Source organism: Streptomyces rubrogriseus, assembly GCF_027947575.1.
GTDB classification, from domain to species: domain Bacteria; phylum Actinomycetota; class Actinomycetes; order Streptomycetales; family Streptomycetaceae; genus Streptomyces; species Streptomyces rubrogriseus.
On the sequence record NZ_CP116256.1, the window covers coordinates 7,772,000 to 7,794,597 of the forward strand.

General features: G+C 70.7%; 24 protein-coding genes. 11 read left to right on the top strand and 13 right to left on the bottom strand.

The features are described from left to right. Positions 1-41: 41 nt before the first annotated feature. Positions 42-824, bottom strand: a complete 783-nt coding sequence (locus tag Sru02f_RS34940) for a prepilin peptidase (RefSeq protein ID WP_109035709.1) — start codon at positions 822-824, stop codon at positions 42-44. Next, positions 821-3,829, bottom strand: a complete 3,009-nt coding sequence (locus Sru02f_RS34945) for a bacterial transcriptional activator domain-containing protein (protein ID WP_109035707.1) — start codon at positions 3,827-3,829, stop codon at positions 821-823. The genes Sru02f_RS34940 and Sru02f_RS34945 overlap by 4 nt, the downstream gene beginning before the upstream one ends. Positions 3,830-4,112: 283 nt before the next feature. Here Sru02f_RS34945 and Sru02f_RS34950 point away from each other — a divergent pair, with 283 nt between their 5' ends. Beyond that, entirely contained in the window at positions 4,113-4,778 is a 666-nt protein-coding gene (locus tag Sru02f_RS34950) for a hypothetical protein (protein WP_109035705.1), read from the top strand. Beyond that, positions 4,775-5,884, top strand: coding sequence for a hypothetical protein (locus Sru02f_RS34955; protein ID WP_373103666.1), 1,110 nt, complete (start codon positions 4,775-4,777; stop codon positions 5,882-5,884). Before Sru02f_RS34950 ends, Sru02f_RS34955 begins: the two co-directional genes overlap by 4 nt. Here Sru02f_RS34955 and Sru02f_RS34960 read toward each other — a convergent pair. After that, entirely contained in the window at positions 5,874-6,119 is a 246-nt protein-coding gene (locus Sru02f_RS34960; protein WP_167469799.1) for a hypothetical protein, read from the bottom strand. The genes Sru02f_RS34955 and Sru02f_RS34960 overlap by 11 nt on opposite strands. Before the next feature lie 35 nt (positions 6,120-6,154). Then, a complete protein-coding gene (locus tag Sru02f_RS34965) occupies positions 6,155-6,580 on the bottom strand; it encodes an ATP-binding protein (protein ID WP_109035703.1) in 426 nt (141 codons plus the stop codon). A gap of 293 nt (positions 6,581-6,873) precedes the next feature. Here Sru02f_RS34965 and Sru02f_RS34970 point away from each other — a divergent pair, with 293 nt between their 5' ends. The 8 genes from Sru02f_RS34970 (at position 6,874) to Sru02f_RS35005 (ending at position 12,051) form a co-directional block, all read left to right on the top strand. Beyond that, positions 6,874-7,647, top strand: a complete 774-nt coding sequence (locus tag Sru02f_RS34970) for a DUF5753 domain-containing protein (RefSeq protein WP_244941938.1) — start codon at positions 6,874-6,876, stop codon at positions 7,645-7,647. 8 nt (positions 7,648-7,655) lie between these two features. After that, complete coding sequence (locus Sru02f_RS34975; protein WP_109035699.1) at positions 7,656-7,847, top strand: DUF397 domain-containing protein; 192 nt, start codon at positions 7,656-7,658, stop codon at positions 7,845-7,847. 78 nt (positions 7,848-7,925) lie between these two features. Further along, positions 7,926-9,512: a putative T7SS-secreted protein gene (locus tag Sru02f_RS34980; protein WP_109035697.1), complete on the top strand. Its 1,587-nt coding sequence runs from the start codon at positions 7,926-7,928 to the stop codon at positions 9,510-9,512. 76 nt (positions 9,513-9,588) lie between these two features. Next, positions 9,589-10,272, top strand: a complete 684-nt coding sequence (locus Sru02f_RS34985; RefSeq protein WP_109035695.1) for a hypothetical protein — start codon at positions 9,589-9,591, stop codon at positions 10,270-10,272. Then, on the top strand, positions 10,272-10,895 hold the full coding sequence (locus tag Sru02f_RS34990; protein ID WP_109035693.1) for a hypothetical protein: 624 nt from the start codon (positions 10,272-10,274) through the stop codon (positions 10,893-10,895). Before Sru02f_RS34985 ends, Sru02f_RS34990 begins: the two co-directional genes overlap by 1 nt. Before the next feature lie 22 nt (positions 10,896-10,917). Then, a complete protein-coding gene (locus Sru02f_RS34995) occupies positions 10,918-11,259 on the top strand; it encodes a hypothetical protein (RefSeq protein WP_109035691.1) in 342 nt (113 codons plus the stop codon). Between the two features lie 2 nt (positions 11,260-11,261). Beyond that, positions 11,262-11,636, top strand: a complete 375-nt coding sequence (locus tag Sru02f_RS35000; protein WP_109035689.1) for a hypothetical protein — start codon at positions 11,262-11,264, stop codon at positions 11,634-11,636. Continuing rightward, the gene (locus Sru02f_RS35005) at positions 11,584-12,051 is read left to right on the top strand and encodes a hypothetical protein (protein WP_109035687.1); all 468 of its coding nucleotides are present in this window, start codon (positions 11,584-11,586) and stop codon (positions 12,049-12,051) included. The genes Sru02f_RS35000 and Sru02f_RS35005 overlap by 53 nt, the downstream gene beginning before the upstream one ends. 22 nt (positions 12,052-12,073) lie before the next feature. On the opposite strand, the gene Sru02f_RS35010 is transcribed toward Sru02f_RS35005, so the two are convergent. From Sru02f_RS35010 to Sru02f_RS35050, 9 genes are all read right to left on the bottom strand, one after another. After that, positions 12,074-12,535 carry a TadE/TadG family type IV pilus assembly protein gene (locus tag Sru02f_RS35010; protein WP_109035685.1) on the bottom strand — a complete coding sequence of 154 codons (462 nt, stop codon included), beginning with the start codon at positions 12,533-12,535 and terminating at the stop codon, positions 12,074-12,076. Continuing rightward, complete coding sequence (locus Sru02f_RS35015) at positions 12,532-12,969, bottom strand: TadE/TadG family type IV pilus assembly protein (protein ID WP_109035683.1); 438 nt, start codon at positions 12,967-12,969, stop codon at positions 12,532-12,534. The genes Sru02f_RS35010 and Sru02f_RS35015 overlap by 4 nt, the downstream gene beginning before the upstream one ends. Further along, positions 12,970-13,350: a TadE family protein gene (locus Sru02f_RS35020; protein ID WP_202493508.1), complete on the bottom strand. Its 381-nt coding sequence runs from the start codon at positions 13,348-13,350 to the stop codon at positions 12,970-12,972. A gap of 219 nt (positions 13,351-13,569) precedes the next feature. Continuing rightward, the gene (locus Sru02f_RS35025) at positions 13,570-13,830 is read right to left on the bottom strand and encodes a hypothetical protein (RefSeq protein WP_016326983.1); all 261 of its coding nucleotides are present in this window, start codon (positions 13,828-13,830) and stop codon (positions 13,570-13,572) included. An 89-nt stretch (positions 13,831-13,919) separates the two neighbouring features. Continuing rightward, positions 13,920-14,840 (bottom strand): type II secretion system F family protein, encoded by a 921-nt coding sequence (locus tag Sru02f_RS35030; protein WP_003974413.1) that lies wholly within the window; start codon positions 14,838-14,840, stop codon positions 13,920-13,922. Beyond that, the gene (locus tag Sru02f_RS35035) at positions 14,837-15,877 is read right to left on the bottom strand and encodes a type II secretion system F family protein (protein WP_109035679.1); all 1,041 of its coding nucleotides are present in this window, start codon (positions 15,875-15,877) and stop codon (positions 14,837-14,839) included. The genes Sru02f_RS35030 and Sru02f_RS35035 overlap by 4 nt, the downstream gene beginning before the upstream one ends. Positions 15,878-15,890: 13 nt before the next feature. Beyond that, a complete protein-coding gene (locus tag Sru02f_RS35040) occupies positions 15,891-17,198 on the bottom strand; it encodes a CpaF family protein (protein ID WP_109035676.1) in 1,308 nt (435 codons plus the stop codon). Next, complete coding sequence (locus tag Sru02f_RS35045; protein ID WP_109035674.1) at positions 17,195-18,085, bottom strand: hypothetical protein; 891 nt, start codon at positions 18,083-18,085, stop codon at positions 17,195-17,197. Before Sru02f_RS35045 ends, Sru02f_RS35040 begins: the two co-directional genes overlap by 4 nt. 18 nt (positions 18,086-18,103) lie before the next feature. Next, on the bottom strand, positions 18,104-18,823 hold the full coding sequence (locus tag Sru02f_RS35050) for a hypothetical protein (RefSeq protein WP_109035672.1): 720 nt from the start codon (positions 18,821-18,823) through the stop codon (positions 18,104-18,106). Between the two features lie 1,159 nt (positions 18,824-19,982). On the opposite strand from Sru02f_RS35050, the gene Sru02f_RS35055 reads away from it, so the two are divergent. Next, entirely contained in the window at positions 19,983-22,343 is a 2,361-nt protein-coding gene (locus Sru02f_RS35055) for a tetratricopeptide repeat protein (RefSeq protein ID WP_109035669.1), read from the top strand. Positions 22,344-22,598 lie beyond the last annotated feature (255 nt).

The window sequence follows — 22,598 nt, forward strand, 5'->3', positions numbered from 1 at the left end:
GGACCGCACCAGCGTACGCCAGGCGTTTGGGACGCTCGTGCTCAGGCCGCGTAGGCCCCGGCCAGGACGCCGAGGAAGGCGCCCGCGATCAGGAACGGCCCGAAGGGGATGGCCGTCTTGCGGTCCGCGCGCCGGGCGACGAGGAGGGCGCCGCCGTACAGCGCCCCGAGCAGGAACCCGGCGAAGGTGCCCAGCATCAGCGTGGGCCAGCCGTACCAGCCGAGGACGGCACCGGCCGTGAGGGCGAGCTTGACGTCGCCGAAGCCCATGCCGGCCGGGTTGATGAGGAACAGCACGAGGTAGCCGGCGCCGAGGGCGAGGGCGCCCAGCAGGGCGGTCGTCCACTCCCCCGCGTGCTCGGGCACGAGCGCGGTGAGCCCGAGCAGGACGAGCGCGGCGCCGGCCAGCGGCAGGGTGAGCGGGTCGGGCAGCCGCCGTACCTTCAGGTCGACGACGGCCAGCAGCACGCCGACCGGGGCGAGCAGCAGCCAGACGGCGACCTCGGGCCGGGTGCCGGTGGCGGCGGCGAGCGCGGCGCAGACGAGGGCGGTGGCGACGGCGAGGGACGCGGTGCGCGGACCGTAGGACGCCTGACCGGCCGGGCACCGCGCGCACCGGGCCCGGCCGAGCCAGCCGGGTACGGGGTGCCGCCCGTCCGGGCACCGCTCGCGCCAGGCCTCCCCGGACGGGGCGGAGAACCGGTAGGCCGCACGGGGCAGCGACGCGCCCGCCGCCGCGCCCCACACCGCGGCGACGAGGACGACCACGAGATCGATGTCGACGGCGCTGTCCATGACGGAGTCGATGGCGGAGTCGATGCTCATCCGGCGGCGGAGACGCCCTCGCGCCAGGTCGGCAGCAGCTCGTCGAGCAGCGCCTCGGTGCGCGGCGGCACCCCGCGGGCCCCGCTGCGGGCGACGAGGTCGGCGGCGAGGACGCGCAGTCGGCCGGGATCCCCGGTGGTGTGGGTGGCGCGCAGCAGCTCGTGCCACAGGCGTTCGTCGGCGGGGGCGGTGCGCAGCGCCGCGGTCAGCGCCTCGATGGCCTTCTCCGCGCGGTCCTTCTCCAGGTGGAACTCGGAGAGCGCCAGCCCGGTGTCGGCGACCAGCAGCGGGAGCTGGGCGTCGACGATCTCGTGGGTGAGCCAGCGGTAGCGGCCCTCGGGCCGGTCGGCCAGCAGCGGCCCGCGCACCAGCACCAGCGCGTCGGTGAGCAGCCGCCCGCGCACCTGGCGGCTGCCGACGCCCCGGCCCTGGGTGGCCTCGTAGTAGAGGGAGCGCAGGACGTCGAGGTCGGAGACGACGGACTTGGCGAGGGTGAGCCGGCCGGTGGCGTCGGTGCCGAGCCGAGGGGTGCCGTCGGGGTCGGAGCCGAGCCAGGCCCGCAGTCGCTCCAGCAGCGCGTCGCGCACGTCCGCCGTCACGCCGCGCGGCCACAGCGCGGAGGACAGCACCCGCGGGTGGACACCCTCGCGGTGCAGCAGGAGCAGCGCCAGCGCCTCGTGCAGCAGGGCGCTGCGCTCACCGTCGGGCGTGTCCAGGCCGATGATCTCGTACGACCCGACGAGGCGGGCGTACACCGCGGGCCGCCCCTGCTCGCTGATGTCGACGAGGAACGGCGGGGCGTTGGCCGGCCGGCCGGGCCCGCCCTCCGGGTCGGAGCCGGGGCCGGAGCCGGGATCGGCGTCGGTGAACAGCTCGACGACGGCACGCCGCTGGGCGGCCGGCAGCATCTGGGCGTCCAGTTCGAGCCCGAGCAGCGGCGCGAGCAGGCGGCCCGCGCCGGTGATCTCCATCTCCCAGGCGGCGCCGGGCAGGTCGGTGCCCTCGGTGCCGACGAGGTAGCCGATGCCGAGCCGACCGGCGTCGGCCGCGAGTTCGGCCAGTCGCAGCGCGTCGTCGTCGGAGGGCTGGGCGGCCAGCAGGACGAGGTGCGGGGCCCAGCGGGTGTGCTGGGCGGGTCCGGTGCGGCCGGTGAGTACGGAGTCGTGCCCGGCGGCACCGAGCGCGCCGCGCCGCTGCCGGGTCTCGGCGGACATGGTCTCGAAGAGGTCCTCGAACCCGTCGAGATGGCGGATCCGGTTGGGCGCGAGGGGCGTGAGGTCGTCCCCGAACCCGACCAGGGTGATGGTCATCCGGTCCGACCAGCCGTTGGTGGCCAGTTCGGCGGCGACCGACGCGAACACGGCGGCCCGGTCGGCCTCGGTGCCGCCGAGCGAGACGATGCCGGGCACGGCCTCCAGGTTGAGCAGCAGCCGGGAGTCGTCCATGGTGCCGAGACTGACGAGCCCGGGGTACGGCGCGGCCGTCTCGGCCTCCTCGTACCCCTCGGCGTCGGTGCGGGCCAGCATCCAGAAGGTCTGGTCCTGACCCTGCTGCCACGGGGCGGGCGGCTTCCCGGCCGGCTGGGCGAGCTGGAGGTGCAGGTCGCCGTTGCCGCTCATCCAGGCCGCGTAGACGACGGGCAGCGGACGGGACTCGGCGGTGAGGGAGGCGGCCAGCCCGCGCAGCGACCGGTCGAGCAGGCGTACGCCCTCGGGGTCGGCGCCGACGAGCAGCGCGTCCTGCACGTCCTGGGCGTCACCGGTCGGCGTGGGCGGCTCCATGCCGCGCCGTCCGCCGACCGCGCCGAGCGCCGACTGCCACATCGCCTGCCGGCGCCGGCGCCCGAGGGCGCCGAGGAGACCGGCGGCGAGCAGCGGTGCGGCGAGCAGCGCCTCGGGCAGCCCGAACGAGTCCCCGGCCTGTCCGGCGGCGGGGGTGGCGTGCTCCTGACCCGTGCCGGGGACGGGAGTGGCCGGTGTGACGGGGTTGGCGGGCGTGGGCGCGGGCCGCTGCTCGGGCAGGGACACCTGGGCGTCACCACCGCCACTTCCCTGGGCGTGGTCCCCGCTCTTGGCGTAGTCGCTGATCTGCTGCTGCACCTGCTCGGAGACGTTGGGCGCCTCGTCGGGCATCTCGACCAGCTCGCCGCCGCGGGCGTCGCCGGGCATCTCCATGATCCAGCCCGGCCGGATGAGGCTGGCCTCGGACAGCCTGGACCCGTCCGGCTGCACCCGGTCCTTGTTGAGCTCGAAGATCTCCTTGTACCGCCGCCCGTCACCGAGGTGCCGTTCGGCCACCTCCCAGAGGGAGTCGTGGTGACGACCCTCGGGCGGCTGGATCCGGTAGTACTTCGTGTCGCCGTGCGCGGCGGAGGAGCCGCCGTCGGCGCGGGCGGCGTCCTGGCCCGCCTGTCCCGCCTGCTCGGCCAGGGCGCCCGCGGTGGCGGCCGCCTGTTCCTGCTGCTGGGCGAAGATCCCCGGCGTCTGCTGGGCGGCGGCGACGGACGGCTTCTGGTTCCCCTCCAGACTCTGCCCCAGCTGCGACAGCCCCGGTGTGAGGCTCGCCGCGGTGGCACCGACGAGGAGCAGGGCGGCGACCAGCTGCCGGGCCAGCAGCTGACTGGGCCCGGACCCGGGCACCCGCCCCGGCACCCCGACACCGGACAGCGCGGCCTTGACCTCGACGAGCACACAGGCGGTGAACTGCGCCCAGGCGAGCCAGACGATGACGGTGAGGATGTGCAGGAAGGTGGAGACGGTGATCTCGCGCTGCAGCCAGTCGAGGCTCGGCGCCCCACCCGGGAACGGCCACCCCGCGGTCACGGCCAGCGCGAACGGCACCCCGACGACCAGCCCCGCCAGCACGACGAAGGCAAGGAACGCCTTGACGAAGTCCCCGAACGACCGCCGCCGCACCCGCACGGGCTGCGGCGTGCGGTTTCTCGGTGCCGAGGGTGCCGAGGAAGCCGTCGAGCTTGACGAGCTGGTGGTGCGGCGTCGCGGCATGGGCGGAGTCCTGGGTCGTGGTCGTGGGCGGCGAAAGCCGCGGGGGCGTCCGGTAAGAGGGGTGTGCTGAGCCTACCGAGATCTTATGGACTCCCACCGGCGGCGGCGAAGGGGCGAGGGAGGCCCACATCACAACGTCCGCCCGTTTCACGCCCTTTGCCCGCCTCTACGGAGACCCCCTTCACACACCGCACACAATCCCCGAAAACCGGTCAGAGGCCGTGCACGCACCCCTGGTAGCTTCGTTCCCTCTCGCACACGCCGCATCCCGGGGGGAACACCAGTGGCCCGCAGCGCCCTCACCATGACCGCCGCCACCTTCGCCGCGACGGCGGCCCTGCTCCTGACCGCCTGCGGCGGAGACGGCGACGAGTCGTCCCCGGACGACATCAAGGGGGCGGGGACGGGGGCGAGCACCTCATCTCCGTCGGCCTCGGCGTCGGGAGCGGCCGACGTGGACCGGCCGGACGTGAGCCTGCCCGAGGACCTGAAGCTGGTCTTCGACTTCCAGCGGCCGTCGGACGCGGACCAGGCCGCAGCGCTGGAGGACGCCGCGAACTACATCCGCGCCCTGGACCACGGCATCGCGCAGCAGGATCCGAACGACCCCGCGTATCAGTTCTATTCGACCGGCGGCGCCGAGAAATACGCGAAGTCCCAGATCGAGGCGTGGGTCAAGGACGGCTGGACGGTCACCGGAGACGACCGGTACTTCAACGCCAGTATCGACCCCGTGGGTGAGGGCAAGTCGGTGCTCGTCAGCTTCTGCCGCAACCAGGCGAAGTTCTACAGCAAGAAGGTCGAGACCGGGAAGGTCAACTACACCGAGGAGAACCTGGACAGCTACCAGAAGTTCAGCCTGCTGATGAGCCCTTCCGAGGCGTCGGCGGCGGTGTGGCAGGCGCGGCAGATCGAGGTGCAGGGACGGGTGAAGGAGTGCAAGGGATGACCGTGCGTCGTCGCCGCCTCTACTGGTCGTCCGCAGCTCTGTCGATCGCCATGGTCGGAGGCCTGGCCCCGGCGGCCCATGCCAACGGCACCCCCGGCAACACCACGACGCCTCCAGCCGACGAGAGCCCCAAGGGCGACGCGAACGGCCGCACCCTGCTGTCGTCGGTCTCCCAGTCCAGGATCCAGGTCACCTATCCCGACGGCCGGACCGGCAGCGGCTCCATGGAGGATCTGACCTCCGTCGACCCCAACTGGGAACCGCCCGTCTGCTGGTACGAGCCGGTGTTCACGCCGGAACAGCTGAAGTCCGCGGTCGCGGACCTGAAGAGAAACGGCGGCCTGGGTGCCGTGAACGCCCATGAGTTCTGGACCTCGGGCATCTTCGTGGATCACTACGAGGAGGGCGAGGAACAGGACAACTTCGACATCAACTCGTCGAAGAACACCATGGCCAAGGGCTACAAGGACTACAACGTGGGCAAGGACGGGATGTTCTGGCGCAGCGTGGTCCGCAAGGGGCACGAGCACGACACCAAGGCCTGGGACTGCGGCCGCGTCATGTTCTGGCAGGACGCCGGCACGATCCCGGACGACGAGCACGCCCCCACCCCCGAGACGCTCGCGGCCTACGCGTACGACCAGATCGACGTACCCAAGACCGAGGTCGAGCTGAAGCCCCGGACGAAGTCCACCGTCAATCTCCCCACCTGGGTCTGGCTGGACAAGGGCACCTTCAAGGAGGTCAAGGTCCGGGCCGAGCTGCCGGGCACCGGTCTGTGGGCGGAGACGACCGCGAAGCCGATCGCCCTCCATCTGGAACCCGGCACGGCCGACGCCGAGACCTTTCCCGCCTCCGGCGACTGCGAGATCAACGCCGACGGCTCCATCGGTACGCCGTACACGAAGGGCAAGGCCGACGAGACGCCTCCCTGCGGCATCCGCTACCTACGCGCGTCGAACGGCGAGCCGTACCAGCTGAAGGCCTCGATCACCTGGGAGATCTCCTGGGAAGGCAACGGCGGCGCCCAGGGCGACCTGCCGGACGGCACCTTCGAGACGACCCAGGACATGGAAGTCCAGGAGATCCAGTCCATCAACCGCTGAACAGTTCCTCGGCCCGCTCCACGGTCAGCGCACGCCGCGCCCATACCTCGAGCTGGTCGAGGTCCCAGCAGTCGAGCACGCGCTCCCGCAGAGCGAAGCACACCGGGATGTCCCGCCATTCGAGAATGCGGAGCGTCATCCTGGCTCGCTCCTGGATCCGGCCCTCCACCCGGCCTTCCTCGCGGACCTGCACAGCCACTGGGTTGTCGAAGAAGTAACGGATCTTCCTAGGCACGCGTCCCACCTCTCCGGTACGGCCCGATCGTCCCGCTACGCCGCGACAAGGTCACACCACACGTACTTGCCCCGGTTCCCGTCCCTGGCCAGCGGTTGCCACCCCCACAGGTCCGCGCACGCCCGCACGAGCGCGAGGCCGCGGCCCTCCTCCGCTTCCGTGAGCGCGTCCAGGTTCCCGGGCGGCTCCGGTGGTCCCGGGTCGGCGTCCCACGCCCCGACCCGCAGCACACCCGCCGCCCACCGCACCCGCAGCGCGGCGGGCCCCTTGGTGTGCCGTACGGCGTTGGAGACCAACTCGGTCGCGAGCAACTCGGCGGTGTCCACGAGGCGGATGAGGCCGTGCATGGTGAGGATGAGACGAAGAGTGCGGCGACAGATGGTCACCGCGCGCAGGTCGTTGGGGATGGAGAGGGTGTACTCCCAGGGGGCAGCCAGATCGATGGGCTCGGATTCGGGCATGGGTGAACTCCGTTCGGCGGTCGGATGGTTGGCCGGTGGCTCCGCCGCTCGCCAAGGCATGGCGAAACGGTGCACTTCCGGCACTCGTCGGCATCACACAGTGCGCGTTACGTCACCGACGGTATTTCCTAGTTTTAGGAAACCGCAAGCGCCTGCCGTATTCTGACCCTCGAACGAGCTACACAGTGCGATCAGTTGAAACCAGGAGGCGTCGGTTGCCGCCGAAGAGACACCTCACGGCCCGCAGGGTGCGCCTGGGCTCTGAGCTGCGCAAACTGCGCGAGTCAATGGGTATGAAGTCCAAGGAGGCCGCCGAACTTCTCGGCGCCGACTCGGTCCAGATGAGTCAGATCGAGTCCGGGGTCGCGGGAGTGAGCGCCAATCGCATACGCCGTCTCGCGGCCCATTACGCCTGCACGGACGAAGGGCTGATCGAGGCGCTGGTGGCCATGGCCACCGACCGCACCCGTGGCTGGTGGGAGGAGTACCGGGGTGTACTGCCTCCGGTGTTCCTGGACACCGCCGAGGTCGAACATCACGCGACAGCCCTGCGCGAGATCGTGATCACCCACGTCCCCGGGTTGCTCCAGACCACCGACTACGCCCGTGCGGTGTACACGTACATGATGCCGGGCCTGCCCGACAGCGAGCTGACGCCGCGAGTCGAACACCGGATGCGGCGGCACTGCGTGATCGAGGGTGCCGACCCGACGCCGTACGAGACGATCATTCACGAGTTCGCGCTCAGGGTTCGTGTTGCCGACCGTGCCGTGGCCCAGACTCAGCTTCGCCGGATTCTGGCCCAGATCGAGGGCGGCCACGCGATCGTCCGCGTCATCCCCGCGGACCAGGACGGCTTCGCCGGCGCCGAAGCTTCGATGATGCAGGCATGCGGCCCCGTTCCCCAGTTGGACACGGTGCTCCGGGACGCGCCCACGGGCACTGCGTTCATCGATGCGGAACCGCAACTGAATCAGCTTCGAACACTGTTCCGTAAGGTGGAGAAGGCGTCGCTGAGCCCGGCGGCGTCCCGGGACTTCATCCACCGTTTGACGAAGGAACTGTGAGGCGAGCAGTGACCGAGAGGCTGCGCTGGCGGAAGTCGTCGTTCTCCGGCGGTGGCGACGGCAACACCTGTGTGGAGATCGCGGCGCTGCCCACCCGCGTGGCCATACGCGACTCGAAGGCTCCCTCCCGGGGCACCCTCACCATCCCGGTCGGATCCTTCGCCGCCCTCATACAGAGCCTCAAGAGGACCACTGTCTGACCGGCGATACGCTCGTGTGCGCTAAGTTCAGACGCGCGTTCCAAGCGAGGGCATCGCACGTGCACGGGGGAGAACACGGTGTCGCACAGGCCGGCGGACTGGTACGTACTCGACCTGGACAATGACCCGACGCCGGGCGACCCCGACCGCATTCGCAAACTCGCCGGCACCCTGCACGACTTCGCCGACGACGTGTCCGACGTACTGCGCGACCTCAAGGGCATCGCCAAGGAGGAGGAGATCCTCTCCTGGGCGGGCAAGACGGCGGAGGTGTTCGCCGAGGAGTTCGAGGACGCCCCGAAGAAGCTCCGCAAGCTGAAGAAGTCGTACGGCCTGGCGGGCGACGCGCTGGCCACCTTCTGGCCCGATCTCCAGGACGCCCAGGAGAAGGCCGACAAGGCGCTGCGTGACGGCCGCAAGGCCCGCGAGGAACTCACCACCGCCCAGACCGCACTGACCGGTGCTGATGACTGGGTGCGCAGGGCGACCGAGAAGAGCGACTCGTACGACCCGGCCAAGAACGGCGGCAAGGACGTCCCCAAGCCCGACGAGGCCGACGTCCGCCGCGCCACGCGTGACGCCCAGCACGCCAAGGCCCGGCAGGCGGCGGCCGAGCGGAACGTGGAGAGTGCCCAGAGCGCCCTCGACGCGGCCAAGAAGCTCGCCGGTCAGGCGAAGGGGCTGCGCGAGGAGGCCGCCCGCCGGACGGTGACCAAGCTCCGGGAGGCCTCCGACGCCGGTATCCCCAACCGGCACTGGTGGGAGGAGATCGGCGACTGGGTCTCCGACCACTGGGACGAGATCGTCACCATATGCAAGTGGGTCGTGACGATCGTCGGCATCATCGTGATGATCGTGGGCGGCCCGCTGGGCTGGCTGGTGTTCGCTGCGGCACTCGTCGTGATGGCGGACACGATAAGAAAAGTCATCAAAGGCGAGGCCGGCTGGGGTGATCTCCTATGGGCCGCCCTGGACTGCATACCCGCCACCAAGGGCTTCACCAGCCTCGCCAAGCTCGGCAAGCTGTGGAAGGCGGGCGGCCTGCGGGCCTTGGGCACCGGTTTCATGAAGGGAATCGGTGGAGGGCTGCTCAAGAAGATCCAGCAGCTGAGGTCCGGAGAGGGCCTACGCGGCATCTACCGCCCGTTCAAAGGATCTACCCGTCTCTTCGGCGGCACGATCCCCTACCGGGCCCTCACCCCCAAGGCGCGGCAATTGGCAAGGGACCTGACCAAAGGGCCCGTTCGCATTTCACCCAACGAAGTCAACATATCTCACATGTCCGAACTTCAGCAGTTCCACGGAGTGGAGCACGCGGTCGTACAGAACCCCTCGGGACAGATGCGCCTCTTCCAGGGGGACGAGGTTACGACGATCGTCCCGAAGGAACTGCGCGACGAGGGCTACAAGTTCACCGTGCACACGCATCCCGAAGACCGCCTGCCCGGGCCGCCCGACGAGATGGAAGCCGCTCGTGGCATGAAGAACAGCATGAGCCGCGACCTGGACAACAAGAGGTCCCCTCATATGGAAGCGGTCATCAGCCGCGACGGGCAGGTCCGGTTCTTCGACAACACCGGCGTTCTGGAATTGCCTCCGGGCACTTACCCTCCGGGCGGCCCCATCGGCGAGCGCGGCGGAATCGTCCCAGTGACCGGCCTATGATGATAGAAGGATCGACGCACTGCCCGCCTTCCGCTGCGATTCAAGTGACCCCGACCCGGACCGACAGGCGATCAAGATGCCAGACGTGAATGAGTGCCAGATCTGTGGTGCTCCGGCTCCACTCATCACGGGACAGTGCGACGGTGTCGCCGGGTACCGTCTGCTGCGGGATCCGTGGGCCCCGAAACCGTCCTTCCTCGACGGCAACCTCCATTTCTCCTGTCTGTCGGAGTCGGATCGAAGCGGGCTCTTCTTCGACGAGTTCACCCACATGCTGCGCGCCGGTCATGAAGAGGTCGAAAGCCTTGATGGTTCTCCTCCTCCCCTTACCAGGATGGGCCTGGGCATGACGGAGATCTTTTCCGGCGCCGAATGCTGCGTGTTCCAGAGCGGCGTTGCCGACCGGTGGATGGTGGTGAAGCGCAACGGACCGTGGTTCCGGCTGCGCCTGGAGGACATCACTGAACTCGCCCGCGGCGCCGCTCTCCGGTCTTCCTCGGACGTCGTCCCGTACCGTCTCCCGGTCGACCTCGGTGACGACGTCAGGGAGTTGAGCCTTGCGTCCCTGCTGTCCGTCCTGGGCGTGACGGACCGCTACGAGCCGGACGTCGTGGAATACGAAGCGGTCGACTACTACCCGCCGAAACTGCTGCTCGAGTACGTGGCTCGCGCACCGCTGCGCCTACCTCGTGAGGCGGTGGCATTCCTCACTGAGTACGTTCAGAATTACACCCCGGTAAGTTACGACGACGAGGCCTGATGTCCACACCTTCCACGCCCATTGGTGTATCCCTTTCGGTCCCGGAATCGTGGTGGGAGTTCGACATCCGTCCCGAAGGCCGGGAAGCTACGATCCGCGCCTTGGTGGAGGAACGCCTCGCCGAGACGCCCGAGCTGGCGCCGTATCGCGCCGACCTGACCGCCATGCTCCGGAAGATGGCCAAGGACGCCCACGACTCCGGTGCCCTCTACCTGGGCTGCATGGCGGAGAACTTCGACGGTGTCCCGCTCACCGCGACCGTCACCGTGTCCGTGCTCGGCGCCAAGAACAAGCAGGGGGTCGCTCTGTCCACCGATCCCCGGGCCATCGCCGACAGCCTGCGGACGATCACCGCGCGGCGTGAAGGCGACGCCTGGCGCAAGGTGACGACCGTCGACGTCCCCGAAGTGGGCCCGGCCGCGCGGACGTACGGCGTGGAGGACGTGCCCGTGGCGCCGGGCGACAGTCGTACCCTGCGTATGGCGCTGACGCAGACGTACATCCCCGTCCCGGGAACCACCGACCGGGTCGTCCTCGTCTCCGGAGCCAGCCCGGTGCTGGACCTCGCTGAGGCGTTCCACGACATCTTCGACGCTGTGACCAGCACCTTCCGTTTCGCCTGACCTGCAGAGAGGACTCCGGGCCATGGGCAAGAGCGACCTCGCACTCCCGTTGACCGAGCTGGAGGACTACGGGCGCCGGCTGCGGTCGCTCAAGACGCGGCTGAACCACACGAAGAAGCTCTTCGAGTCCTACAAGGACGACATCGGCGACGGCAGCGTCAACGACGCCCTCGGCGACTTCGAGTCCAACTGGGAGGACGGCCGCGAGGACATCACCCAGCAGCTCGACGCACTCGCGAGCATGTCGGACGCCGTGGTCCGCGAGTTCAAGAAGCTCGACGACGAACTCACCAAGCAGGTCAACGACGCCGTGAAGACGGAGGACAAGCGGGGCGGCAAGGGCGGCAAGGGCGGCGACAAGTAGCGATGGTCAGGGTGCCTGTGCCGCATCTCGTCGGCGAGCCGCAGCTGGAGTCCGACTTCGCCCCCGGCACGCTCTCCGACGAGCTGGCCGAGTCTCTGGCCGGATTCCTGGAGGAGGCGGAGCCCGTCCTGTTCTCACCGGGCACTCTGCCGGATCCGTTCTCCGACTCGGCTGACGTGCGCGTACGTGTGGGAGTCATGACCGACGGACGCTGGGTCTGGCCCCTCGCCTGGGCAGACCACGTCCGGCAGCACCGCGTGGCGCCGCCACCGGCATTCGTCCGGCACGCCGTCTCGCTCCGTTTCTCGGCCCCGGAGGTCAGCGTTGAACGAGCACTCGCCATCGCGCGGGCCGAAGGGCTCCCCCTGCCCGACTGAGGGCACCCGGGCGGCACGTACGGTCCGGGCCGTCGGGTTCTTCGACGAGCTCTCGCCCGGCTGGGGGTTCCCCACCGACGGCACGATCAAGGATGCGGTCAGGTCGTCGGCGGACAGCGACGGGCAACGACTCGTCGAGTACCTCCGGCAAGGCTCCGGCATCTGGTCGGAGATGGGCGCGCAGGCCGACGTGCTGGATCCCGAAGGGCCGGTCCTGGTGAGCGCCGGCTCCCTCCTCACGGACGGGGTCTGGCTCTGGCGGGAGGATCTCGCGTACTACGTGGGCAGGTACCACCTGGCTCTGCCCGGAGACTTCGTCGCGCGCGTCAGAGAGCTGGGCCACCGGCCACCGGAGGTCCCGGAAACCAGGCTCGTCGAGATCCTGACCCGGGATCTCGGGATCCCCATGGACTGAGCGCCGCCACTCAGCTCGCCGTTCACCCCACCTCGTTCTCCGCCACCGCCTCGCCGTGGACCACCACGTCGCCGCCGTAGAACATGCCGGTGAAGACCGGGGAGTAGGTGAGCTGGACCTCGACCTGCACCTGGGCCGCGTCGGCCGTGACGCAGTGGGTCGCGGCGATGTCCGCGCCGGTCATGTCCATCTCGGCGGCGAAGGCCTTGACCCGGGCGTTGCAGTTCTCGTAGTTGATGGGGGCGGGGCCGCCCACGTCGTCGTAGAGGGCCTCGCGGTCGATGTCCTGGGCGGCGTAGCGGGCGGCCTGTTCGGCGATGTCCGCCGCGCGTTCGCGCTTGGAGATGGACATGCCGCCGTCGATGACGAAGGCCGACAGGGACAGGAAGACCAGCGCGAAGATGATGACCGCGCCGGCGCCCGAGCCGCGGTCGTCCAGCCGGGTGCGTCGGTCCGCGAGCCAGTCGCGCACCTGGGTTCTCACGCCGTCCTCCGGTACGGGTCCAGCGGGGAGCTGAAGGTCGCCGACAGGGTCGTGGGGATGTTCAGGCCGATCGAGTCCAGGCCGCGCACCTCGCAGCTCACCTCGACCGTGAAGAGGGTGTCCGGTTCGAAGCCCGCGCTCTTCTGGACGACCGAGACCGGGCCGGAGCACACGTCCGCGAGGTTGGCCTCGGCGGCCTTCTTCGCCTCCGCCATCGCCGTACCGTGGTCCTTCTGGATCGAGCCCGCGCGGGCCGCGTCCCTGGCGGCGCCGTCGAGTGCGCCGCGGCCGTCGACGAGCTGGCCGAAGGCCACCAGGACGAGGATGAAGAGGATCATCACGGGGGCCAGGATGACCACCTCGATGGTGGACAGCCCCCGGTCGTCGCCCTCGTTGCGCAGCAGCCGACCGCCGCTGCGGCGGAAGGGGTTCATCTAGTTGCCCCCCTCCTGCACGAAGCGCTCGACCGGGCCCATCGACTGGGCGTGCACCGTCAGGTCCAGGCCCGGGAAGACGGTGGGGATACGGGCCGTGATCTCCACCCCGACCGTGTTCTGCTCCGGCTGGACCATCTTCACGTCGGGGGACAGGACCAGTTGCGGGCCGAGTTGGCGGATGTAGCTGTCGACCACGTCCCGGGCCTCGCCCCGCCACGCGCCGGGCTGGGCGTCCGCCGTCGCGCGGGCCTTGCGCGCGCCCGCCTGGGCCGCGGCCTGCGCCACGTGGTCCGCGAAGAAGTACAGACCGAACTGCACCGTCGCGAAGATCATGAAGAACAGGACCGGAGTGAGCAGCACGAACTCGATCGCGGTCATGCCGGAGTCGTCGCCGCGGGTGGTCGCGGCCTCCCGCGCGGCGTCCACCCTGCGGCGCACCCGTCTGTGCACGCCCCCGAGTGCGCCCTTGAGCACGCCGCGCACAGCGCCCGGCGTCCTCGTCCCCGTCCCCGTCCCCGTCTGTCCCGTCACGTCGTCCCCGTCACAGCGCCCATAGCTCTGGAGCCGCACGGCCGTACAGCGGCCGTGTACGGCCGGTCAGCAGGTCTTGCCCGCGTCCGCGCCCTTGATGCAGTCGCCGACCTTGTTGGCGCCGTCGCTGAGCGCGGCGTTGATGATGGCGGCCACCACGCCGACGATCGCGACGACGACCGCGGAGATGATGACCCACTCGACCGCGGAGGCGCCGCGGTCCAGCTCGCCGGAGCGGGCGCGCTCCACGCGGGCCCGCAGGAAGGTGATCAGGAAGTCGACGGGCACGATGCCCGTGGTGCCGGTGCGGAGGTTCCGTCCGTTCATGGTGGGTTCTGTCCTCTCGTGTCAGTTCTGGGAGCGAAGCGGCTCGGAGCTGCTCCATCTGGGCTGCGGCGGGTACGCCGGAAACTGCGTCACACCTGGAACACCCGCATCGCCGCCGGATAGATCAGGAACACCAGGAACCCGGCGCACAGCAGGAGCTGGGCCACGAGCATCGACTGGGACTTCTCGCCCGCGCTGCCCTCGATCTCGGAGAGTTCGCGGTGGCGCATGGTCTCGGCGCGGGAGGCGAGGGACTCACGGACCTTGGCGCCGTCGTCCGCCACCAGGGCGAGGGAGGCGGAGAGGTCCTTGAGTTCCTCGACACCCAGGTCCTCGCCGAGCTGTCCCAGCGCCTGCCACTGGCTGATGCCCGTGATGCGCGCGTCCGCCAGCGCGTTGCGGATGCGGTGGGTGGCCCAGCCGTCCGACACCTCCGCCGCCGCCATCAGCGCCTCCGGCAGACCGCGGCCGCCGGCCAGGCTCATGGAGACCAGGTCCAGGTACGCCCCGATCACACGCCGCAGGTCACGGCGCTTGTCGGCGGCGTCCCTGCGTACCTCCAGGTCGGGGAGGAAGAAGAAGAGCGCCGCGCAGAGCAGGGCCAGCCAGACCGGGATGATCGGACTGTCCCCGAAGCCGAGCTGCCAGACGATCGCGAACAGGAACGGGCCGAAGAACAAGCCGCCCACCGCCAGCAGCGCCTTCGTCGCCAGGAACTTCTCCCAGCTGCGGTCCAGCACCGCCAGGTCCGCGCGCAGCGAGCGCTGCTCCCAGCCCTGCTGGAGGTACAGCTCGGCGACCCGGGCGCCGACCTGGGCCCGCAGCGAACCGAGACGGCTGGTGTCCTTCGCCGCGCGGGACGACTCGTAGGCCGCCCCGCGCGCCCGCATCGCGTCGATGCGGGCGACCTGCTGGATCGGGCTGCGTCTGCTCGGCATCAGAGCACGGACCAGGGCGTAGATGCCCAGGCCGGTGACGGCGCCGACCAGGACCGGCATGGTCAGGTTCATCGTCGTACCCCCTCGTCCCCAGACGCCGGCGACGGCTGGGACGGTTGCGGCAGGCGCTGTACGGGCTGACCGGGGTGACCCGGCTGGCCCGGTGTGCGGGGGCGCACGAACTGGACGTCGGCGCCGTCCCGGACCAGGAAGCGCTCCGGGGTCTCGATGGTCGACAGCTTGCGCAGCCACCAGAAGCCCAGCGCGAACAGGCCGCACACGCAGACCAGGACCAGCTGGCCGACGGGCGAGCCGTACGGCTCGACGAAGTCCCGGTTGAAGATGGACAGGCCGAGGACGAAGAGGACCGAGACCGCGACCACGATCTGCACCGACCGGCGGGTCGACGCGCGCTGCGCCATCACGCGCTGGCGCATGTCGACCTCCTCGCGCGCGGACTTGGCGAGCGCGCCGAGGACCTGGCGCAGACCCGGGCCGCGCAGCCGTGCGTTGAGGATGAGGGCCGCGACGATGATGTCGGCGGACGCGTCGTCGATCTCGTCGGCGAGGTGCTGGAGCGCCTCGGGCAGCGGGGTACGCGAACGCAGCCGGTCGACCAGGGCGTCCAGGTGGGGGCGGAGTACGGGCGCGGCGGCTCGGGCGGAGGCCGGGATGGCCTGCTCCAGGCCGACGGCGCCCGCGATGGTGTCCCGCAGCGACTCGGTCCACGAGGCGAGGGCCTCCACCCGCTTCATGGCGGCGCGTTCCTCGGCGGCGCCGCCGAAGAGGCGGTCCCAGAAGAAGACCAGGACGCCGGCCGCGATGCCGAGCACTGCCCAGCGGGTCAGGAGCAGGACGACGAGTCCGGCCAGGGCCGCGGCGGAGCCGCGCCGGCCCGCCCACCGGATCAGCTCGTTGACGCGCTCGCTGGCCTGCCGCTTCTCGTGCTCGGGCTTGGCGGGCAGTCCGCGTACGGCGACGAGGAAGAGGGCCAGGCCGCCGCCGACGGCGACACCGCAGCCGAGCGCGTACAGGACCGTCGTGGAGAACAGTCCGCCCATGGAGCCGAGCGAGTCCAGCGCCGCGAGTGTCGTGGTGGTCGTCGTCATCCCCATGTATCCCTCACCCCCACGTTCCGTTGGGCCGGTAGCCGTAGGCGATGAGTTCCTCCAGGCAGGCGATGGGGGCGTGCGGGACGACCTGGCCGTCGGGCGTCTCGGCGAACACCTCGCTGGACAGCACCCGGCCGTCGACGCCGTTGACCTCGCGGACCGAGGTGACCATGCGCTGGAGACGGCCGCCGCTCTGGAAGTCGTTGCGCCGCTGGACGAAGACGACGAAGTTGACGGCGCCGGCCACCAGCATCTGGCTGGCCTCGATCGGCAGCCGCTCGGTCGCCTGGAGGGCGTACGTGGAGATGCGGTTGAAGACCTCGTGCGAGCTGTTGGCGTGGATCGTGGAGAGCGAGCCGTCGTTGCCCTGCGACATCGCGTTCAGCATGGTGACGATCTCGTCGCCGAGCACCTCGCCGACGATGACGCGGGAGGGGTTCATGCGTAGGGAACGGCGGACCAGTTCCGCCATGGTGATGGCGCCCTGGCCCTCGGAGTTGGGCAGCCGCTCCTCGAACGCCACGACGTTGGGGTGGAGTTCGGGGAAGGTGTCCAGGCCCAGCTCCAGCGCGCGTTCCACCGTGATCAGCCGCTCGTGCGGCGGGATCTCGTTGGCGAGGGCGCGCAGCAGTGTCGTCTTGCCGGCGTTGGTGGCGCCCGCGATCATGATGTTCTTGCGGGCCCGGACCGCGCAGGCCAGGAAGTGGCCCAGCTCGGGGGTGAGGGTGCCGTTGCCGACCAGGTCGGAGATGAAGACCTTGCCCAGGCGGGCGCGGCGGATGGAGAGCGCCGGGCGCCGGGCGACGTCCATCACCGCCGACAGACGCGAACCGTCCGGGAGCCTCAGGTCCAGCTGCGGGTTGGCGGAGTCGAAGGGGCGGGAGGACAGGCCGGAGTAGGCGCCGAGGATCTGGATCAGCTCGATGAGTTCCTCGTCGGTCTCGGCGACCGCCTCGCCGCGCGTCTCGCGCCCGTCGGCGTAGCCGACGAAGACGTGGTCGCAGCCGTTGATGTCGATGTTCTCGACCTCGGGGTCGTCGAGGAGCGGCTGGAGCCGGCCGACGCCGAAGAGCGCGGCGTGCACGGCGGCCGCGTACGCCTCCTCCGTCTCCGCGTCCAGCGGTGTACGCCCGCCGTTGATCTCGGCGCGGGCGTACTCCTCCAGTATCTGCGCGATGACGGCGCGCGCGTAGTGCCGTTCGTCCTCGGTGGACATCGGAGTGACGCCGCTGACCTGGTCCTGGCGGCGCTGCTCGGAGATGCGGTCGCCGGCGTCCTGCCGGAACCGCTTGACCAACGAGTGGTCGACAGCGGTCATCGGCCGGCCCCCGCGTGGCCGGACATGCCGGGTCCGGCGGGTCCTGCGGCACCGGGGCCGGTGGGACCGGTGGGACCGGTGGGCATGGACCAGGCGGCGCCGAACTGCTGGTACAGGTCCGAGGTGACCTTGCGGGCCGAGCGGATGAGCAGCGACTTCTCCAGCCGCCCGCGCCTGCGCCCGGCCAACTGGTCGGCGCCGGCCGGGTCGTCGGCGATCGTGCCGACCACGCGGGCTCCGGTCTGGGCGTGCACCAGCATGTCGTTGACCTGGCCGGAGAGCTTGGCCGCGTTGTTCGTGTCGGCGACGAGGACGACGCCGACCAGCGGCAGGCCGAGGCCGGCGGCGCCCCGCGATCCGCCGTGCAGCTTGTTGGACAGCGCGGCGGCACGGTCCCGGACCCGGGCGATGGCCTCCGGCTCGGTGCGGGAGAGGAGGAGCACGAGGGAGGCGTGCGGGAACAGCTCGGTCGCCGGGGAGTCCCCGCTGATCCGGCCGCAGTCGGCGATGACGTCGGCGGGGGCGTTCGGGGAGTCGGCGAGGGAGGCGAAGGCCCGGCCGAGGGTGGGCCACAGGCCCGCGAGCCCGGCGGCCTGCTCGGAGATGCCGAGGCCGACGAGGACTTCGAGGCCGCCGCTGAGCGGCTGTACGTGGTCCCAGAGCTGGTCGGGCACGAGGCCCCGGCGGGCGGTCGCGGCGATCGACAGCATGCCGGTGTTCGGGTTCAGCGGACCGCCGTGCGCGGCGGCCGACCGGTACACCAGGTCGCCGCCCGCCGGGTCGGTCTCGGCGAGCAGGACACGGCGCGGCCAGACCGCCGCGAGGGCGACGGCCGCGGTGGTGACGCCGGGGGAACCCTTGTCGGCGGCGAGGGCGATGAGGGCCATGGCTTCTTCGGTCGCCTTCTAGTTGCCGGGAATCAGGACGACGGCGACCTCGCCCGCGGACGCGGCCTGCGCCAGCGCCGCGGCGTCGGCGGCGTCGACGGTCAGCGTGACGGGCAGGTTGGTGCTGGTGATGCTGTCGCCCGAGGCGGCGGAGGCGTCCTCGACCACCGCGCGCTCGACCAGCAGCGAGCTGTCGGCACCGGCCGACCCGGAGGAGCCTTCCTGGTCCCCGCCGCCGGTGGACTTGCTGCCGACGCGGTAGACGGCGACGTTGTCGCCCGCTTCCAGACCCTTCGGGTACTGCCCCTCCTTGAGGGCGACGCCGACCGTGGCCTTGCCCTGCTCCATGCCGGACTTCTTGGCGAACATCTGGCCCACCACGACGGTGCCGCCGTAGATCGTGGACTTGGCCTGGAGCTTCATCAGGCCCGCACGCTGTTCCCAGGGCACGAAGTCGGCGCCGGAGTCGTCGTTCACCATGACGACCTTGATGTTGTCGTCGGTGATGGACTCGCCTGGCTTGATGTCCGCCGTCACCTGGATCGCCTCGACCCGGTCACCGACCCGCAGCACCAGCATCGTCGCGCCGAGCGCGCCCAGCAGGATCAGCAGCACCGCCAGCGCGGCCAGCGCCGGTTTGCGCTCGCGAGGAGGGCTGGGAAGCCGGTCACCGACCGACGGCTGAGCCGGAGCCGCGGAACGTCCCGCGCCCGCCCCCGTACGCTCCTGGATCTTCACGCAACCGCTCCCCGTACAACCAAGAAAATTGCCTGCCACGTACTTACTCGGGCGTCGGCGGCCCAAGTACACAGAATCGTCTGCGGTTTCGGACACTTCACCCGTGACCGCCCGACCGATGGCGTCCCGGGACATCCCCGTACGCACCCGCCCGACCTGGGCAAATAGCCAGCAGTAAGGCGAGTGTCAAGCCACCGCACCGTATCAGCCGCACATAAGCCCCTCAAGGCATGCCCTCCCCGGTCCGCACGCCCTGTCCACCGTTACTCATCTGCAACTTCGCGCTCACGAAACCCCCTTGAGCACGGCCCGCCGAGCGGCTCCTCCCACTGTGCTCGCGCTAATCAAAGAGAGCCAGGGCCGGACGCTTTCCGCATGCGGTTCGTCACGGTGCACCCATGACCCCTGCACGATTCACTCACGAGGGGCGCGACACCGATGGACATACTTCCGGTGAGCGGGCCGGTTCCAGGGTCCGAGAAAGGACGAGTTGCGCCAGATCCTGAACAACGCCGTGGCCCTCGATGCGGCGTCGGCAGCGGGCGTACGGGTACCGGAACTCTCCCCGCAGCCGCACCAATTGGCCGAGGACGATTGAAGGCGTCTCCTGCGCTCCCTGACGCGCGTACTCGGCCCACACCTGGCCTGCCCCTACGTGGAAGCCCTCCTCGCGAAGCACGGCTCCCGGGCCAGGCTGAAGAAGCTCGGCCGCACCCGGCGCAAGGCCTGCCCACACTGAACGGCTCGTGCAAGCCCCGCCGCCGAGATCGTCGACGCCCTCACGGAACAGACTCTCGCCGTTCCCGGCACCGGAGGCATCCGCGCTGATCGTGCCCGGGCCTGCTACGGCCAACAGGGCATAAAAGGCCGTCCGCAGCCGAGTACGTGCAGGTGGCACCCATCCTGGGCCCATGCCTCCACGAAAGCTGCTCGTTGCCGCCCCGGACGACCTCGCTCCGCAGGCTCCGGAAGCTAGGGTCCGGTAGGCGTCGGGAGCAGTGGAGACGAGTACGGCGCCCGCCGGTGCGGGGGAGCAGACTGACGCGCTATTGGCCGACGCCGCCCACGCGTCTATCGTGCCCCCGACGGGCCCATCGAGGCTCGGCCGGCGCGGCACACCGGGGCGCCGGGAAGCCGCCGTCCACCGGGGGGATGAGGCATGAGACGGGGGCGTGGAGCGGCAGGTGCCGGAGCCGGTGCTCTGCTGGGCGGGGTACTCGCACCGCTGACCGAGCACCTCGGTTCGTCGCTCACCGACGGGGCGGCCGGGCAGCCCTGGGTCGCCTGGTCGTTGTTCGTCCTGCTGTGCGTCCTGGGCGGAGTGCTCGGCACATTCTTTCCTTCGAGCGGCGGCACCACCGCGGACGCCCCGCCTCCGCTCGCCCCCGGGCCCATCGAACCGGTCACCGCCCCGACGACCACCTCGCTGCGCCCGCCTCGTATCGAACGGCGCCTGCGCGGCCGGGAGGCGGAACTGGAGCGGCTCACCGCCTTGCTGCGCGACCCGGCGGAGAAGTTTGCGGTCGTCTGCGGGGTGGGCGGCGTCGGCAAGACCACGCTGGCAGCCGCCGTGGCCGCGCGGGCCGAAGCCGAGGGCTGGTCGGTCTTCTGGACCCGGTGGCGCGACCCCGGCACGACCGCCGATGACATGGTCAGAGTCGCGCTGGCCTGCGGGATGCCCGAGGAGAGTGTCCGGGCCGCCCGGTCCGGGCACGACAGCCTCCCGGATGCCGTGTGGCGGTACCTGGCAGGGCGTCGAAAGTGGCTCGTGGTCCTCGACAACGCCGACGAGACCGAACGCCTGGGCGACGCGTCCGAGCCGGTCGCCCACTACCGAGGTTGGGTCCGACCGGACGGCCGCGGACTGCTGCTGGTGACCAGCCGCGACACCAGCGCGCAGACCTGGGGGCCCGCTGCCGACATCCTGCGGCTCGACCCCCTCGACACCGCCTCCGGTGGCCGGGTCCTGCTGGACTCCGCACCCGGCGCGGGCAGTCACGAGGAGGCGATGGCGCTCGCCGGCCGGCTCGGCGGCCTGCCCCTCGCGCTCCAGGCCGCCAGTCGCTACGTGGGGGCCGCGACCAGCCGTCACCGAGACTTCGCCGCCTACCGGGAGGCGCTGGACCGGGAGGCGGAGCTGCTCGTCGGCACGGACCCGTCGGAGGCGCGCGATCCGGCCGTGGCCCGCACGTTCTTGCGCCACACCTGGGAACTGTCCCTTGACCAGCTCGACAGCGAGGGCCTGCCACTGGCCCGCCCTCTGCTGCGGCAGCTGGCCCTCTACGGGCCCGCCGCCGTACCGCCCGTACTCATCACTCCCCGGCTGATGACCACGGCGTTGGGCCGTTCAGTGAGCGCCGGGGAGGTCGACCGCGCCCTCACCGCGCTGGAGCGCTACGGGCTGCTCGGCACCGAATCCGAGGTGCCGGGCTCCGTCCTGCTCCATCCTCTGGTGCGCGAGATGAGCGCCCTGGCCCTGCGGTCGGACTCCGGCGCGGACTTCGACCGCTGTGTCCGCGCCCGGGCGGATGCCCTCTCCACGGCGGTGACCGGATTACCTGAGGGGCTGCCCGGCTGGCCCACGGCTCGGCTGCTGGCCCAGCACGCGCCGCTGCTGCTGTCCGTGCCACGAACCGTCCCACTCACAGAGGCGGCAGCGGTCGTCGACCGGCTCGGGGACGTGCTCGGCGACTCGGGCGACTACGCTCTGCAACGCGTGGTCCGTCAGGCCGTGCTCGCCCGGCGCGAGCAGGAGCTGGGGCCGGACCACCCCGACACGCTCCTGTCGCGCAACCACGTCACCAACAGCGTGCTGAGTCTCGGGCACCATACCCAGGCACTCGCCGCCCACCGAACGGTGCTGGCCGCCCGCGAGCGTGTGCTCGGCCCCCGCCACCCCGACACCCTGGTGAGCAGGAACAACGTGGGTTTCGTCTGCGAGCTGCTTGGTGACTACGAGGAGGCCCAGGCGCTGCACGAGCACACCCTGGCCGACCGGCTCACGGTTCTGGGACCCGACCACCGGCACACCCTGGTCAGCAGACAGAATCTCGCCAACTCCATCGACGGCCGGGGCGACCACCTGCTGGCCGTCAGCCTGCACCGGGAGGTCCTCGCCGACCGGCTCCGACTCCTGGGCCCGGACCACCGGGACACCCTCGCCAGCCGGAGCCATGTCGCCGAGTCGCTAAGCCGGTGCGGCGAACACGCCCGCGCGCTGGAACTGCACGGACAAGTACTGGCCGACCGTACGCGCGTCATGGGCCCCGACCACCCCTACACGCTGCTCAGCGGTCATCAACTCGCCAGGGCGCTTAGCGACGCGGGTGACCACGCCGGTGCGGCGGACCGCTACGAACAGGTGCTCGCCCAGCGGCGGCGGGTGCTGGGCCCCGAACACCCCGACACTCGGGCCACCGAGCAGGGGCTCGCTCTCTGTCAGACGGAGCGCGCGGCCCGAGACCGGTCGGCCGCGTCCCGGGGGAGTGGCCGGCGGGGCCGTGTCAGAACCCGACGATAAGCACACGGTGAGCGCCCGGGGCACGGCTCGGTAGCGCGTTCGCCTTTCCGGCGTGATGGACAGGCCTTGGCCTTGGCAAGTCGGTCGGCCTCGATCCAGTCCGCGTAGTGGTGCCGGCCGCGCTCGCCGCTGACGTTCCGCAGCTGCGCGTCGGTGACCTCCTCACCTGACGTCAGTCCGAACACGAGCACCACCCATCGCCTGCCGGGACGCCGGCTTGCTCATGGGCCTCGCGCAACGGCGTGCAGGCCGGGC